At 73.3% G+C, this 14056-nt stretch carries 13 protein-coding genes; 8 read left to right on the top strand and 5 right to left on the bottom strand.

Annotated features, from left to right (window positions below):
* Window position 1: 1 nt before the first annotated feature.
* Window positions 2-952, bottom strand: coding sequence for a DMT family transporter (locus ACFVQG_RS25135; RefSeq protein ID WP_383387536.1), 951 nt, complete (start codon window positions 950-952; stop codon window positions 2-4).
* Between the two features lie 211 nt (window positions 953-1163).
* On the opposite strand from ACFVQG_RS25135, the gene ACFVQG_RS25130 reads away from it, so the two are divergent.
* Window positions 1164-1616, top strand: a complete 453-nt coding sequence (locus ACFVQG_RS25130) for an NUDIX hydrolase (RefSeq protein ID WP_383387534.1) — start codon at window positions 1164-1166, stop codon at window positions 1614-1616.
* A gap of 16 nt (window positions 1617-1632) precedes the next feature.
* Here ACFVQG_RS25130 and ACFVQG_RS25125 read toward each other — a convergent pair whose 3' ends face one another.
* Window positions 1633-4656 (bottom strand): FAD-linked oxidase C-terminal domain-containing protein, encoded by a 3024-nt coding sequence (locus ACFVQG_RS25125; protein ID WP_383387533.1) that lies wholly within the window; start codon window positions 4654-4656, stop codon window positions 1633-1635.
* A 223-nt stretch (window positions 4657-4879) separates the two neighbouring features.
* Here ACFVQG_RS25125 and ACFVQG_RS25120 point away from each other — a divergent pair, with 223 nt between their 5' ends.
* The 7 genes from ACFVQG_RS25120 (at window position 4880) to serC (ending at window position 11732) form a co-directional block, all read left to right on the top strand.
* Window positions 4880-6652: an ATP-binding protein gene (locus ACFVQG_RS25120; protein WP_383387531.1), complete on the top strand. Its 1773-nt coding sequence runs from the start codon at window positions 4880-4882 to the stop codon at window positions 6650-6652.
* Window positions 6649-7059 carry a roadblock/LC7 domain-containing protein gene (locus ACFVQG_RS25115; RefSeq protein WP_383387529.1) on the top strand — a complete coding sequence of 137 codons (411 nt, stop codon included), beginning with the start codon at window positions 6649-6651 and terminating at the stop codon, window positions 7057-7059. Before ACFVQG_RS25120 ends, ACFVQG_RS25115 begins: the two co-directional genes overlap by 4 nt.
* Window positions 7056-7403: a DUF742 domain-containing protein gene (locus tag ACFVQG_RS25110; RefSeq protein WP_383387527.1), complete on the top strand. Its 348-nt coding sequence runs from the start codon at window positions 7056-7058 to the stop codon at window positions 7401-7403. The genes ACFVQG_RS25115 and ACFVQG_RS25110 overlap by 4 nt, the downstream gene beginning before the upstream one ends.
* Complete coding sequence (locus ACFVQG_RS25105; protein WP_383387525.1) at window positions 7384-8037, top strand: ATP/GTP-binding protein; 654 nt, start codon at window positions 7384-7386, stop codon at window positions 8035-8037. Before ACFVQG_RS25110 ends, ACFVQG_RS25105 begins: the two co-directional genes overlap by 20 nt.
* Complete coding sequence (locus ACFVQG_RS25100) at window positions 8034-9266, top strand: cytochrome P450 (RefSeq protein WP_383387524.1); 1233 nt, start codon at window positions 8034-8036, stop codon at window positions 9264-9266. The genes ACFVQG_RS25105 and ACFVQG_RS25100 overlap by 4 nt, the downstream gene beginning before the upstream one ends.
* Window positions 9263-10513: a cytochrome P450 gene (locus ACFVQG_RS25095; protein WP_383387522.1), complete on the top strand. Its 1251-nt coding sequence runs from the start codon at window positions 9263-9265 to the stop codon at window positions 10511-10513. The genes ACFVQG_RS25100 and ACFVQG_RS25095 overlap by 4 nt, the downstream gene beginning before the upstream one ends.
* Before the next feature lie 100 nt (window positions 10514-10613).
* Window positions 10614-11732 (top strand): phosphoserine transaminase, encoded by a 1119-nt coding sequence (gene serC, locus ACFVQG_RS25090; RefSeq protein WP_383387520.1) that lies wholly within the window; start codon window positions 10614-10616, stop codon window positions 11730-11732.
* A 31-nt stretch (window positions 11733-11763) separates the two neighbouring features.
* On the opposite strand, the gene ACFVQG_RS25085 is transcribed toward serC, so the two are convergent.
* The 3 genes from ACFVQG_RS25085 to ACFVQG_RS25075 form a co-directional block, all read right to left on the bottom strand.
* Window positions 11764-12129 (bottom strand): hypothetical protein, encoded by a 366-nt coding sequence (locus ACFVQG_RS25085; RefSeq protein ID WP_383387518.1) that lies wholly within the window; start codon window positions 12127-12129, stop codon window positions 11764-11766.
* 64 nt (window positions 12130-12193) lie between these two features.
* Window positions 12194-13015 (bottom strand): ABC transporter permease, encoded by an 822-nt coding sequence (locus ACFVQG_RS25080; protein WP_383387516.1) that lies wholly within the window; start codon window positions 13013-13015, stop codon window positions 12194-12196.
* Window positions 13012-14022: an ATP-binding cassette domain-containing protein gene (locus ACFVQG_RS25075; RefSeq protein WP_383387514.1), complete on the bottom strand. Its 1011-nt coding sequence runs from the start codon at window positions 14020-14022 to the stop codon at window positions 13012-13014. The genes ACFVQG_RS25080 and ACFVQG_RS25075 overlap by 4 nt, the downstream gene beginning before the upstream one ends.
* Window positions 14023-14056: the final 34 nt, after the last annotated feature.

The following is a 14056-nucleotide window of genomic DNA, read 5'->3' as shown; positions in this document are numbered from 1 at the left end:
GTCAGGTCTTCTCCTTCGCCTTCGCCCGTCCTCGCCCCACCTGGGTCCGCACCGCCCCCATGCTCGCCGCGATGACGAGGGCGATCGCGGCGGCCTCGGTGGCGGTGAGGGCCTGGCTGAGGACGAGGAAGCCCGCCGCGGCGGCGAGGGCGGGTTCGAGGCTCATCAGGATGGCGAAGGTGGAGGCGGGCAGGTGGCGCAGGGCGAGGAGTTCGAGGGTGTAGGGCAGGACGGAGGAGAGGATGGCCACCGCCGCGCCCAGCGAGAGCGTCACCGGGTCGAGGAGCTTGGTGCCCGACTCGGCGATGCCCAGCGGCAGGAACAGCACCGCCGCGACGGCCATGGCGAGGGCGAGCCCGTCGGCCTGGGGGAAGCGGCGGCCGGTGCGGGCGCTGAAGATGATGTACGCCGCCCACATGGCGCCCGCGCCCAGCGCGAAGGCCGCGCCGACCGGGTCGAGGTCGCCGACGCCGCCGCCGAGGAGGAACACCCCGGCGAGGGCGAGGGCGGCCCACAGGATGTTGATCGCGCGGCGGGAGGCGAGGACGGAGAGGGCGAGCGGGCCGAGGACCTCGAGGGTGACGGCCGGGCCCAGCGGGATGCGGGCGACGGCCTGGTAGAAGAGGCCGTTCATCGCGCCCATGACGAGGCCGAAGAGGATGACCGTGTTCCAGTCGGTGCGGGAGTGGCCGCGCAGCCGGGGTCGGCAGACCACGAGCAGCACGATCGCGGCGACCAGCAGCCGCAGCGCCACGACGCCGAGCGCCCCGGCGCGCGGCATCAGGCTCACCGCGAGCGCGCCGCCGAACTGGACGGATATGCCGCCCGCCAGGACGAGGCCGACCGGGCCGAGGGCGCCGCGTCGGCCGGGGGAGCCGTCCGCGGCGGGTCCGGCGGGGGCCGGGACGGCGGCGGAGGTCGAGGGACCGGGAAGAGCACTGGGGGTGGTCACGGCGGCTCCGGATCGGTACGCGGTCAGATCGTCCAGTTCACTGTACTTGCATGTCCACAGTAGTGGACTACGTCAGGCGTGTAGCCCTCTGACGCAACTGTCAGGCGTGGGGCGTGTCACTGTCAACGGGTTACCACCCCGTGGACAGCCCGGCCCCCCGTCACCCGATACCGTCCCCTCCACCCCCTCTTAGTTTTCCTCCGGAGGCCCCGTGCGACGACTCCTGGTCGCCCTGTGGCGCGCCCTGCGCCCCGTGCAGCACCGTCTGGTCTGGTGTCTGAACGCCAAGTTCGTGGTCGGCGTGACCGGGGTCGTGCGCGACGCCGAGGGGCGGGTGCTGCTGCTCAGGCACCGGATGTGGCCGCCGGGGCGGCAGTGGGGGCTGCCCAGCGGGTTCGCGCACAAGGACGAGGACTTCCGGCGCACCCTCGTCCGCGAGGTCAAGGAGGAGACCGGCCTCGATGTGGCGGCGGGTCCCCTGATCATGCTGAACAGCGGCTTCCACACCCGCCTGGAGGTGGCCTACGAGGCGGAGCTGCTCGGCGGCGAGCTGCGCCTCGACCCGTTCGAGATCCTGGAGGCCCGCTGGTGCCACCCGGACGAACTGCCCGAGGACGTCCAGCCCGTGTGCCGTCCGCTGGTGCGCGGCGAGACCACCGTCTGAGCCCCGGGCGCCCGCCTCAGAGGTGCTCCGCCAGCACCTCCGCCAGATGCCTCCCCCGCACCCCCGCCAACTGCTCCAGCTGCGTCCGGCACGAGTACCCGTCCGCCAGCACCACCGCCTCCCCCGGCGCCCGGCGCACCGCGGGCAGCAACCGCTCCTCCGCGCAGGCCGCCGAGACCTCGTAGTGCCCCTTCTCGAAGCCGAAGTTCCCCGCCAGCCCGCAGCAGCCGCCGCTCAGCTCCCCCGTGAGCCCGGCCGCGGCGCGCAGTCGGCGGTCGGCCGCGTCGCCGAGGACCGCGTGCTGGTGGCAGTGCGTCTGCCCGACGACGGGACGGTCCAGCCGGGGTGGCCGCCAGTCGGGCGCGTACCGCTCCAGCGCCTCCGCGAACGTCACCACCCGGGACGCCAGCGTCGCCGCGCGCGGGTCGTCGCCCAGCAGCTCGGGCACGTCCGCGCGGAGGGCCGCCGCGCAGCTCGGCTCCAGCACCACCACCGGTACGTCCGCCTCCAGCACCGGCGTCATCAGCTCCAGCGTGCGGCGCAGCACCTCGCGGGCCTGGTCGAGCTGGCCGGTGGACATGTAGGTGAGGCCGCAGCACACGCGGGAGCGGCGGACCGCGGCGAGCGGGTTCAGGAGCCTCGACGAGGCGTCGCCGACCGTCGACAGCCGCAGCGTCGGCGGGAGCGCCACCCGCAGCCCCGCCGCCTCCAGGACGCGTACGGCGGCCTGCCCCGCGCTCGGTGAGAGGTGCTCGGTGAAGGTGTCGGGCCAGAGCACGACCAGCGCCCCGCCCGCCTTCCCGCCAGCCTTCTCCCTCGCCTTCTCCCTCGCCCTCCCGCCAGCCTCCTCGCTCGCCCTCCCGCCAGCCTTCTCCCTCGCCCTCCCGCCAGCCTCCTCGCTCGCCCTCCCGCCAGCCTTCTCCCTCGCCCTCCCGCCTTCCTTCCCGCTCGCCCTCCCGCGCCACCACGCGCTGAACGTCTCCCCCGCCACCCGCGGGATCCCCCGCTCCGGCGCGATCCCGCCCACCCTCTTGACCAGCGCCGCCAGGGGCCGCACCCGCGCGAGCAGGTTGACCACCGACGCCGTGCGCGTGCGCGCCGTCCACCGCAGCCACACCGGCAACCGGCCCAGCGCGTAGTGGGCGGCGGGGCGGCGGCGCCCGGCGTAGTGGTGGTGCAGGAACTCCGCCTTGTACGTGGCCATGTCGACGCCGACCGGGCAGTCCGAGCGGCAGCCCTTGCAGGACAGGCACAGGTCGAGGGCGTCGCGGACCTCCGTGGAGCGCCAGCCGTCGGTCACCACCTCGCCCGCCAGCATCTCGTGCAGCAGCCGGGCGCGCCCGCGCGTGGAGTGCGCCTCCTCGCCGGTCACGCGGAAGGACGGGCACATCACGGCGGGCCCGGTCGCCGTCGTCGTACGGCACTTGGCGACCCCGACGCAGCGGCGGACGGCCGCCGAGAAGTCACCGCCGTCGGCGGGGTAGCCGAAGGTGACGTCGACGGGTTCGCGGGGCAGCGGCGCGAAGCGCAGGTTCTCGTCCAGGCGGGCGGGGCGCACCAGCATGCCCGGGTTGAGGAGGTCGTCGGGGTCCCAGACGTCCTTGGCGCGTTCGAAGAGGCGGACCGTCTCCGCCCCGTACATCGCGGGGAGGAGTTCCGCCCGTGCCTGTCCGTCGCCGTGCTCTCCGGACAGGGAGCCGCCGTGGGCCACGACCAGGGCGGCGAGTTCCTCGGAGAAGCGCCGGAAGCGGGCGACGCCCGGCTCCGTCAGGAGGTCGAAGTCGATGCGGACGTGGACGCAGCCGTCGCCGAAGTGGCCGTACGGGGTGCCGCGCAGTCCGTGGGCGGCCAGCAGGGCGCGGAAGTCGCGCAGGTAGGCGCCCAGCCGGGCGGGCGGCACCGCGCAGTCCTCCCAGCCGGGCCAGGCCTCCGAGCCGTCCGGCATCCTGGTCGCCGTACCGCTGGCGTCCTCGCGGACGCGCCACAGGGCGCGCTGTCCGGCCGGGTCGGTGACGACGGCGGCGTCCAGGGCGTCGGCGGCCCGCACGATCGTCTCCGCACGCGCGCGTGCCTCCCCCTGCGACTCCCCGCCGGTCTCCACGAACAGCCACGCCCCGCCGCGCGGCAGCCCGGCCGCGTCCGGCACCAGATCCCGCGCCATGCCCTCCACCGTGAGCGGCCCTCCCCCACTCTCGGCTCCGCTCGAGCGGGGGGACCCCCATGGCAGCAGGCCCGCCGCCGCCTGCGCCGCCGCGCTCTCGTCGCCGTAGCCGAGTACGGCGAGCGCACGCGCGCGTGGGGACTCGACCAGCGCCACGACGGCCTCCGTGAGCACGCCGAGGGTGCCCTCCGAGCCGCAGAAGGACCGGGCCACGTCGGCGCCCCGCTCGGGCAGCAGGGCGTCGAGCGCGTAGCCGGAGATACGGCGGGGCAGGTCGGGGAAGCCGGTGCGCAGGCGCGCCAGTTCGCCCTCGGCCAGCTCCCGCAGGCCCGCCGGGGCGCCCTCCCAGTCCGGCCCGAGCCGCAGCCGTCGCCCGCGCGCGGTGAGCACCGACAGTTCGCGGACGCTGTCGGCCGTCGTCCCCCAGGCCACCGAGTGGGCGCCGCAGGAGTTGTTGCCGATCATGCCGCCGAGGGTGCAGCGGCTGTGCGTGGACGGGTCGGGGCCGAAGCGCAGGCCGTGCGGGGCGGCGGCCTCCTGGAGGCGGTCGAGGACCAGTCCGGGCTGGACGACCGCCGTGCGGGACGCGGAATCCAGGGCAACCAACCGGTTCATGTGCCGGGTGAAGTCCAGCACGACGCCCGTCCCGGTCGCCTGCCCCGCGATGGAGGTACCGCCGCCGCGCGGCACGACCGGCGTCCCGTGGGCCCGGCACACCTCCAGTACGGCGGCCACGTCGTCGGCGTCGCGCGGGGCCACGACACCGAGCGGGACGCGCCGGTAGTTGGAGGCATCCATGGTGGTCAGCGCCCGGTCCGTGACGCCGAACCCCACCTCGCCCCGGACGGCCGCACTCAGGTCCGCTTCGAGATCCGTCATGCCCCCAGCATGCCCCGGCCGCCGGGCGGGGCAGTCGACCGCGCGCACCCCGGTCCCCTCACCCCAGGAACAACTCAAGACCCTCGTCCCAAGAACAACTCAAGAAACGTCTCAAGTCGATCAGTAACTCCCCTATAACTCACCTATAGTGGCCGCCAGTTGCGCGTGAGTGTCGGCTCCCGCCCGAATGCGACCGGCCCAGACCCGACCGAGGACACCTCTCATGACCTCCCCCACGCTCCCCGGCGACCGCCCCGCCCTCCGCGGCCTGCTCCCGGTACCCCTGGTGACGGCGGCACTCGGTGCGCTCGGCGTCGTCGTCGCCGCCGCGCTCGCGCCGGACGACGCACACGGCTACGTGGCGGGCGTCGGCGCGGTGGCCGCGCTGGCCCTGTGCGCGGCCGTCACCCTCGGTGTGCACGGCAGGCAGTCGGCGCGGGCGACCCGCCGTCGGCTGGACTCCGTCACCCAGGACATCGGCAGACTGCTCCAGGAACGGGCCCGGCTGGCCGAGGACTCCCATCGGCAGCACGAGCGGCTCACCGGCGAGCTGAGCCACGAGCGTGCCCGGCTGGCCGCCGAACTCGACCGCGAACGGGCCCACCTCGCCGAAGACGTCGCCGCCGAACGCGACCGCCTCACCGCCGAACACACCGCGGACATCGGCCGCCTCACCGCCGAACACGCCGAGGAAGTCGATCGCCTCACCACCGCGCACGCCGAGGAGGTCGGCCGCCTCACCACCGCGCACGCCCAGGAGACGACCCGCCTCACCGAGGAGCACGCCGCCCGCACCGCGCAGCTCACCGAGGCACGCGAACGCCTGGTCGCCGAGAACGCCCGGCTCACCACCCGGCTGCGCGAGGCCACCACCGCGCGGGCCGCCGCCCTCTCCGCCACCGCCAACGCCGCCGGACGCATGCAGGCGCTGGCCACCAGCATGCTCGCCGACCTGCGCGGGATGGAGGAGAAGCACGCCGACGAGGAAGTCCTCGCCGACCTCCTGCACCTCGACCACCGCACCGCCCAGGCCGGGCGCCTCGCCGACTCCGTCGCCGTCCTCACCGGCGCCCGCTCCGGCCGCCGCTGGGCCCGGCCCATCGGCATGGAGTCGATCCTGCGCGGCGCCATGGGCCGGATCGGCGGCTACCAGCGGGTGCGGATCCACTCCACCAGCGAGACCGCCGTCGCCGGGCACGCCGCCGAGGGCGTCATGCACGCGCTCGCCGAACTCCTCGACAACGCCGCGAACTTCTCGCCGCCGACCGCCGAGGTCCACGTGTACGTCGAGGAGGTCCCCGCCGGGGTCATCATCTCCGTCGAGGACAGCGGCCTCGTCATGGGCGAGGCGCAACTGCGCCGCGCCGAGCGGGCGGTCTCCGGTGAGTCGTCCGACCTCGGCGGCCTGACCGGCACCCGGCTCGGCCTCACCGTGGTCGGCAGGCTGGCCGTGCGGTACGGGCTGAAGGTCTCCTACCGCCCCTCGGCGCGCGGCGGCACGGGCGTGCTGATGCTCGTACCGCAGGACATCCTCGCGCCGCAGGAGGCGTCGACCGTCCCCACGGCCCCGGAGCCGGAGCACACCCGCCGCGAGGAAGCCCCCGCGCCCGCCAGCCGCCGTACGCCGCCCCCGCTCCCGCCCCTCGACCTGGACCCGGACCCCACCCTCACCCTGCGGCGCGACGTGGACCCCGAGCCGGTCCCGACCCATGAGTCCGCGGGCGACGACACCGACCCGGCGCCCCCGCGCGAACTGCCCCGGCGCCGCCGCGGCCGGACCCTCGCCGAAGCCGAGCGCACCCGGTCCAACGGCTCCGCCACCCGGGAACCGCGACCCGCCCCCACGGCCGAGGAGACCCGGGCCCGCACCGCACGCTTCAGCAGCTTCCGCGAGGCCGTCCGCAAGGTGGCGGCGGAAGACGACGTCACCACCCCCGCGCAGGCCACTGCCGAATCCCCCGCAACCCCGCACCCGGAAGGCGACCCCACCACATGACCGGCACGACCACCGCCGACGACAAGCTCACCTGGCTGATAGAAGGCCTGCTGGAGCGCACCCCCGGCGCGCGGCACGCGCTCGTGCTCTCCCGCGACGGGCTGAAGCTGTGCCGTACCCCCGAGCTGTCCGCGGACCAGGCCGACCAGCTCGCCGCCATCGCGGCCGGTATCCAGTCGCTGTCGCACGGCGCGTCGGTGGAGTTCGGCGACGGCAGCGGGGGCGTGCGGTCGGCGATGACCGAGTTCTACGGGGGCGTGCTGTTCATCGTGGAGGCGGGTGACGGCGCGCACCTCGCGGTCGTCACCACCGAGGAGGCCGATCCCGGGCTCGTGGGGCACAACATGAGCGAGCTGGTCGAGCAGTTGGGCGAGCACCTCACCGCCCTGCCCCGCAGCAGCTCATGAGCAGGCCCGGCAGGGACGACGCCCCGGACCGGCTGTACACGCTCACCGGCGGACGCACCCGGTCCGGCCCGGGCAACCCCTTCGACCTGGTGACGCTGGTCGTCGCCGAGGGCGACCCGGTGCCCGGCATGCAGTCCGAGCACGCGGCGATCCTGCGCATGACCGAACGCCCCACGGCGGTCGTGGAGATCGCGGCCGAGCTGAAGCTGCCGGTGAGCATCACCCGGATCCTGCTGGCCGACCTCCAAGCGGCGGGCCGCGTCAGCGCCCGTCACCCCCGCATGGCAGCCGTTCCCGACCCCGACATCCTGGAGCAGGTGCTCGTTGGACTCCGCAACCTCTGAAACGCGCACGGCCTCTGAGACGCCTGCCCCCGCTGACGTGCGTACGCCGCTCGGCGCGTCGGCCGACAACGGCCTCAAGATCGTGGTCGTGGGCGGCTTCGGCGTCGGCAAGACGACGCTGGTCCGCTCGGTCAGCGAGATCCGTCCCCTCAACACCGAGGAGACGATGACGCAGGCGGGCGAGGCGGTCGACGACATCAGCGAGGTGCGCGGCAAGACCGCGACCACGGTCGCCTTCGACTTCGGCCGCATCACGCTGGACGCGCGCAATGTGCTGTACCTGTTCGGCGCGCCCGGCCAGGAGCGGTTCTGGTTCCTGTGGGACCGGCTGTTCTCCGGCACGCTCGGCGCGGTCGTCCTCGTCGACACCCGGCGCATCGACGACTCCTGGTACGCCATCGACCGCCTGGAGAAGCACGGCACGCCGTTCATCGTGGCCTGCAACGACTTCGGCGGCCCCGCCTTCCCGCCGGAGCAGGTCCGCGAGGCCCTCGACCTCGACCCGGACGTCCCGCTGGTGCGGTGCGACGCGCGTTCCCGGGCCTCGAGCAAGCTGGTGCTGATCACCCTGGTGGAACACATCCAGGCCCGGTACGCCGATCCCTCCCGAGCCCCCCGTCAGGAGCTGGTGTGACCTCCGCCCCCACCCCCACCCCCGTCTACCTGAGCGGCCCGGCCCTCCAGGGCGAACCGGCCCGCGTCTACCGGGAGATGCGGCGCGAGCACGGCAGCGTGGTGCCGGTGCTGCTCGACGGCGACGTACCGGCCTGGCTGGTGCTCGGCTACCGCGAGCTGCACCAGGTCACCGGCGACCCGGTGCTGTTCAGCCGCGACTCCGACCTGTGGAACCAGTGGGAGAACATCCCCGACGACTGGCCGCTGCTGCCGATGATCGGCCGTAAGCAGCCGTCGATCCTCTACACCGTCGGCGAGCGCCACCGCGAGCGCGCCGCCATGCTGGGCAACGCGCTGGACGCCGTCGACCCGTTCGAACTGCGCGGTTACGCCGAGAAGTTCGCGGACGAGCTGATCGACGGCATCTCCGCCAAGGGCAGCGCCGACATCATCGCCGAGTACGCGACGCTGCTGCCGGTGCGGGTGCTGGCGCGGCTGTTCGGCTTCACCGACGAGCAGGGGCCGGGCCTGGTCACCGCCCTCAACGACATGATCGACGGCCGGGAGAAGGCGATCGCCGGGCAGACCCACCTGTTCACGTCGATGACGGAGCTGGTGGCGGCCCGGCGGGAGACCCCCGCCGACGACGTGGTGTCCCGGATGCTCGCCGACCCCTCCGGGTTCACCGCCGAGGAGATCTGCCAGGACCTGATGGTGATGACGGCGGCGGGCCACCAGCCGACCGCCGACTGGATCGGCAACTCCCTGCATCTGATGCTCACCGACGGCCGGTTCGCCGCCTCCCTGTTCGGGGGCCGCAACAGCGTCGCCGAGGCCATGAACGAGGTCCTGTGGGAGGACACCCCGACGCAGAACGTCGCCGGGCGCTGGGTCTCCCGCGACACCCAGCTGGGCGGGCGTCGGCTGCGCGCGGGCGACCTGCTGCTGCTCGGCCTCCAGGGCGCCAACTCCGACCCCCAGGTCCGCACCGACGGCTCGCTGACCGGCGGCAACAACGCGCACTTCTCCTTCGGCCACGGGGAGCACCGCTGCCCCTTCCCGGCGCAGGAGATCGCCGAGGTGATCGCCCGGACCGGCATCGAGGTGCTGCTCGACCGGCTGCCGGACATCGACCTCGCGGTGCCCGCCGACAAGCTGACCCGCCGCCCCTCACCATGGCTGCGGGGCCTGACGGACCTACCGGTGACCTTCACACCCACCCCCGCCCTGGGAGGCACGCGCACATGACGGCTGGTACGGACACGCCGAGATCCGGCGCCGAGCAGACCCGTATCCACCTGGACCCCTTCGTCACCGACCTGGACGCGGAGAGCGCCGCGCTGCGGGCGGCCGGGCCGCTGGCCGCCGTGATGCTGCCCGGTGACGTCCCGGTCTGGGCGGTCACGCACCACGCCGAGGCGAAGAAGCTGCTCACCGACCCCCGGCTGGTGAAGGACATCAACGTCTGGGGCGCCTGGCAGCGCGGTGAGATAGCCGCCGACTGGCCGCTGATCGGGCTGGCCAACCCGGGTCGCTCCATGCTGACCGTGGACGGCGCCGACCACCGCCGCCTGCGCACCCTGGTCGCACAGGCGCTCACCCCGCGCCGGGTGGAGTCGATGCGCGGCCGGATCACGGAGCTGACGGAGGGTCTGCTGGACCGCCTGGCCGCGTACGACGGTGACGCGGTCGACCTGAAGGCGGAGTTCGCCTACCCGCTGCCGATGTACGTGATCGCCGACCTGATGGGCCTGGCGGAGGAGCGGCTGCCGCGCCTGAAGGAGCTGTTCGAGAAGTTCTTCTCCACCCAGACCCCGCCGGCTGAGGTCATCGCGACCCTCACCGAGCTGGCCGGGATCATGGCGGACACGGTCGCGGAGAAGCGCGAGAACCCCGGCGACGACCTGACCTCCGCCCTGATCGCGGCCTCGGAGAACGGCGACCGCCTCACCGACCAGGAGATCGTCTCCACCCTCCAGCTGATGGTCGCGGCGGGCCACGAGACGACGATCTCCCTGATCGTCAACGCGGTCGTCAACCTCTCCACCCACCCCGAGCAGCGGGAGCTGGTCCTGACCGGCAAGGCGGACTGGTCGGCGGTGGTGGAGGAGACCCTCCGCTGGTCCACGCCGACCTCCCACGTCCTCATCCGGTTCGCGACCGAGGACATACCGGTCGGGGACAAGGTGCTGCCCGCGGGAGACGCGCTGATCGTGTCGTACGCCGCGATCGGCCGGGACGAGCGGGCGCACGGCCCGACCGCCGGGGAGTTCGACATCACCCGGTCCACCGAGACCCGCCACATCTCCTTCGGCCACGGCCCCCACGTCTGCCCCGGAACCGCCCTGTCCCGCCTGGAGGCGGGCGTGGCGCTGCCCGCCCTGTACGCCCGCTTCCCGGGCCTGGACCTGGCGGTCCCGGCGAGCGAGCTGCGCAACAAGCCGGTGGTCACCCAGAACGACCTGTTCGAGCTGCCGGTGAAGCTCGGCGCCTGAACCGGCTCCGGGGGGCGGTCGTGCCCGCCCCCCGGACAGCGCGTCTCATCCGCCGGACGACGTTTCACCCGCGTTTCGCGAAGCCGATAGGCTCCCGATCGTGGCTGAGATCCAGATTCCCTCTGACATCAAGCCCGCGGACGGTCGTTTCGGCGCGGGCCCCTCCAAGGTGCGGACGGAGGCGCTGGCAGCACTGGCGGCGACCGGCACGTCCCTCATGGGCACTTCCCACCGCCAGGCTCCGGTGAAGAACCTGGTCGGCAAGGTCCGCGAAGGCATCCGCGACCTCTTCCAACTGCCCGACGGCTACGAGGTGGTCCTCGGCAACGGCGGCTCCACCGCGTTCTGGGACATCGCGACGCACGGGCTGATCGAGAACAAGTCGCAGCACCTCACGTTCGGCGAGTTCTCCTCCAAGTTCGCCAAGGCCGCCAAGCTCGCCCCGTGGCTCGCCGAGCCCACCCTGCTCTCCGCCGACCCGGGCTCGCACCCGCTCGCCGAGGCCGAGGCGGGCGTCGACGTCTACGCGTTCACCCACAACGAGACCTCCACCGGTGTCGCGATGCCGATCCAGCGGGTGGCGGGCGCCGACGAGGGCGCGCTGGTCCTCGTGGACGCCACCTCCGGCGCGGGCGGCCTGCCCGTCGACATCGCCGAGACGGACGTCTACTACTTCGCCCCGCAGAAGTCCTTCGCCTCCGACGGCGGCCTGTGGATCGGCGTGTTCTCCCCGGCGGCGATCGAGCGCGCCGAGCGCGTGCACGCCTCCGGCCGCCATGTCCCGGAGTTCTTCAGCCTCCCCACGGCGATCGACAACAGCCGCAAGAACCAGACGTACAACACCCCGGCGCTGGCCACCCTGTTCCTGCTCAACGAGCAGCTGGAGTGGATCAACGGCCAGGGCGGCCTCGACTGGTCGGTGCGCCGCACCGCGACGTCCGCGCGCACCCTGTACGGCTGGGCCGAGGACATCAAGTACGCCAACCCGTTCGTCACCGACCCGGCCAAGCGCTCGGCCGTGATCGGCACCATCGACTTCACCGACGAGGTCGACGCGGCGGCCGTCGCCAAGGTGCTGCGCGCCAACGGCATCGTCGACACGGAGCCGTACCGCAAGCTCGGCCGCAACCAGCTGCGGGTCGCGATGTTCCCGGCGGTGGACCCGGCGGACATCGAGGCGCTGACGAAGTGCGTGGACTACGTCATCGAGAAGCTGTGACCCCGAGGGGGGCCGCGGTGGCGGCCCCCCTTCACCCCATCCGCGCCTTCACATGGTCGACGACCCGCTCGAAGTCGGCCGTGGGCGAGAAGTCCACGTACTCCACGTCCTCCAGCGCCACCGGCACATGGCCGGGCGCCCAGTAGAACGCCTGGCCCGCCTCGTAGGTCTCGTCGCCCCGGGGGGTCCGCAGGGCCAGTCGGCCGGAGAGCACATAGCCCCAGTGGGGGCACTGGCACATGTCGTCGGGCAGTCCCTGAACGGCCGGGCCCATGTCCGTCCCCTTGGGGAGGCGGATGAACGCGACGCTCATGTCCCCGCCGATCTCGGCCTTGCGCAGTTCGACGCCGCCGCCCTCCAGAGCGACCGCGGTGCCGTCCTTCGTCGCCACTGTCACGGGTTCCTCCAAGCTCCCCCTCCCCAGTCTCCCGCGGGGGCGGACAGCCCGCACACCCACCGGATCAGCGGCTGAGCTTCTGGAACCGCCGTACCGCCAGCGGCAGGAAGACGGCCGTCAGCACCACCGGCCACACCCCCGCCATCAGCAGCGCGTGCTGCTCGACCCAGGAGTCGCCGCCGCCGACCGGCGTGCCGAACAGCTCACGGGTCGCGGCGGCCGTCGAGGAGATCGGGTTCCAGGCGGCCACCCAGCCCAGCCAGTCCGGCATCAGCTGCGGCGCGACGAAGATGCTGGAGATCATCGTCAGCGGGAAGGCGACCGCGAACAGCCCACCGGCCGCCTCCGGGTTGGGCACGATCAGCCCCAGCCACACCCCGACCCAGATCAGCGCGAACCGCAGCCACAGCAGCAGCCCGAACGCCGCCAGGAACTCCCAGCCCCCGTCCGGCCGCCACCCCATGGCGAACGCGGTCAGCATCATGATCCCCAGCTCGGCACAGGCCACCAGCAGATCGGTCACCCCGCGCCCGGCGACCACCGCGGACGACGCCATGGGCATCGAGCGGAACCGGTCGATCACGCCCTTGGTGGCGTCGTAGACGACGACCGTGGCGGTGTTGATGAAGCCGAAGGCCATGGTCATCACGAACATGCCCGGCATCAGGAAGTCCTTGTAGTCCCCGCCGCCGGGCACCTGCATGGCGCTGCCGAAGACATAGCCGTACAGCAGCACGGAGAGGATCGGGAAGCCCAGCTGCCAGGCGATGTTGACGGGCTGGCGCTGGTAGTGGGTGAGTCCGCGGCGGACGATGTTCCAGCAGTCGGAGAGCATCCAGTACGCGCGCCCGCGCACGGCGGTCTCGTCGAGGTCGACGGTGGTCATACGGCGGCCTCCTGCTGCTGCGCGCGCTCCGTGCGGTGTCCGGTCAGGCGCAGGAACACGTCGTCGAGGCTGGGCCTGCGCAGCCCTATGTCCTCGACCCGGACACCCTCGTCCTGCAGGGTGCGGGCCACGTCCGTGAGCGCCGCCACCCGGTCGGCGACCGGCGCGTGCACCCGCAACTCGGTCTCGTCGGACTCCGGTTCACCGTCGGAGACCCGCGCGACCACCTTCACGGCCCGCGCGATGTCGGCCCGCTCGGCGACCACGACCTCGATGCGGTCCCCGCCGACGCGGTTCTTCAGCCCGTCCGGGGTGTCGTCGGCGATGGCCCGCCCCTGGTCGATCACCGTGATCCGGGAGGCGAGCTTGTCGGCCTCCTCCAGGTACTGGGTCGTCAGCAGCACGGTCGTACCGCGCGCCACCAGATCCCGTACCGACTCCCACACCTCGCCGCGGCTGCGCGGATCGAGCCCGGTCGTCGGCTCGTCGAGGAACAGCACCGCCGGGGCGAGGATCATCGAGGCGGCGAGGTCCAGCCGCCGCCGCATACCGCCGCTGTACTTGCCCACGCCCCGGTCGGCGGCGTCGGTCAGGTCGAACTGCTCCAGCAGCTCGACGGCCCGCTGCCGGGCCCGGCTGCCGCCCAGGTGGAACAGCCGCCCGAACATCTCCAGGTTCTGCCGTCCGGTGAGCACCTCGTCCACCGCCGCGTACTGCCCGGTCAGCCCGATCCGCGCGCGCACCGCACGCGGCTGCCGGGCCACGTCGAGCCCCGCCACGCGCGCGTGCCCGCCGTCCAGCCGGACCAGCGTGGACAGGATGCGGACGGCGGTGGTCTTTCCCGCGCCGTTGGGCCCGAGCAGTCCGTGCACCGTGCCCTCGCGCACGGCGAGGTCGAAGCCGTCGAGGGCGCGCTTGTCGCCGTAGCGCTTCTGGAGCCCTTCGGCGAGTACGGCGTATCCGTCGCCGTCGGTCGTGCCGGTCGAGCCGGTCGTGTCGCTCGTCATGAGTGAGTCCCCCTTCCCTGTAACTGGGTACACC

Origin of the sequence: Streptomyces sp. NPDC057877 (assembly GCF_042796855.1) — a bacterium.
Classification (GTDB): domain Bacteria; phylum Actinomycetota; class Actinomycetes; order Streptomycetales; family Streptomycetaceae; genus Streptomyces.
This window is presented reverse-complemented; position numbering and strand designations above follow the sequence as displayed.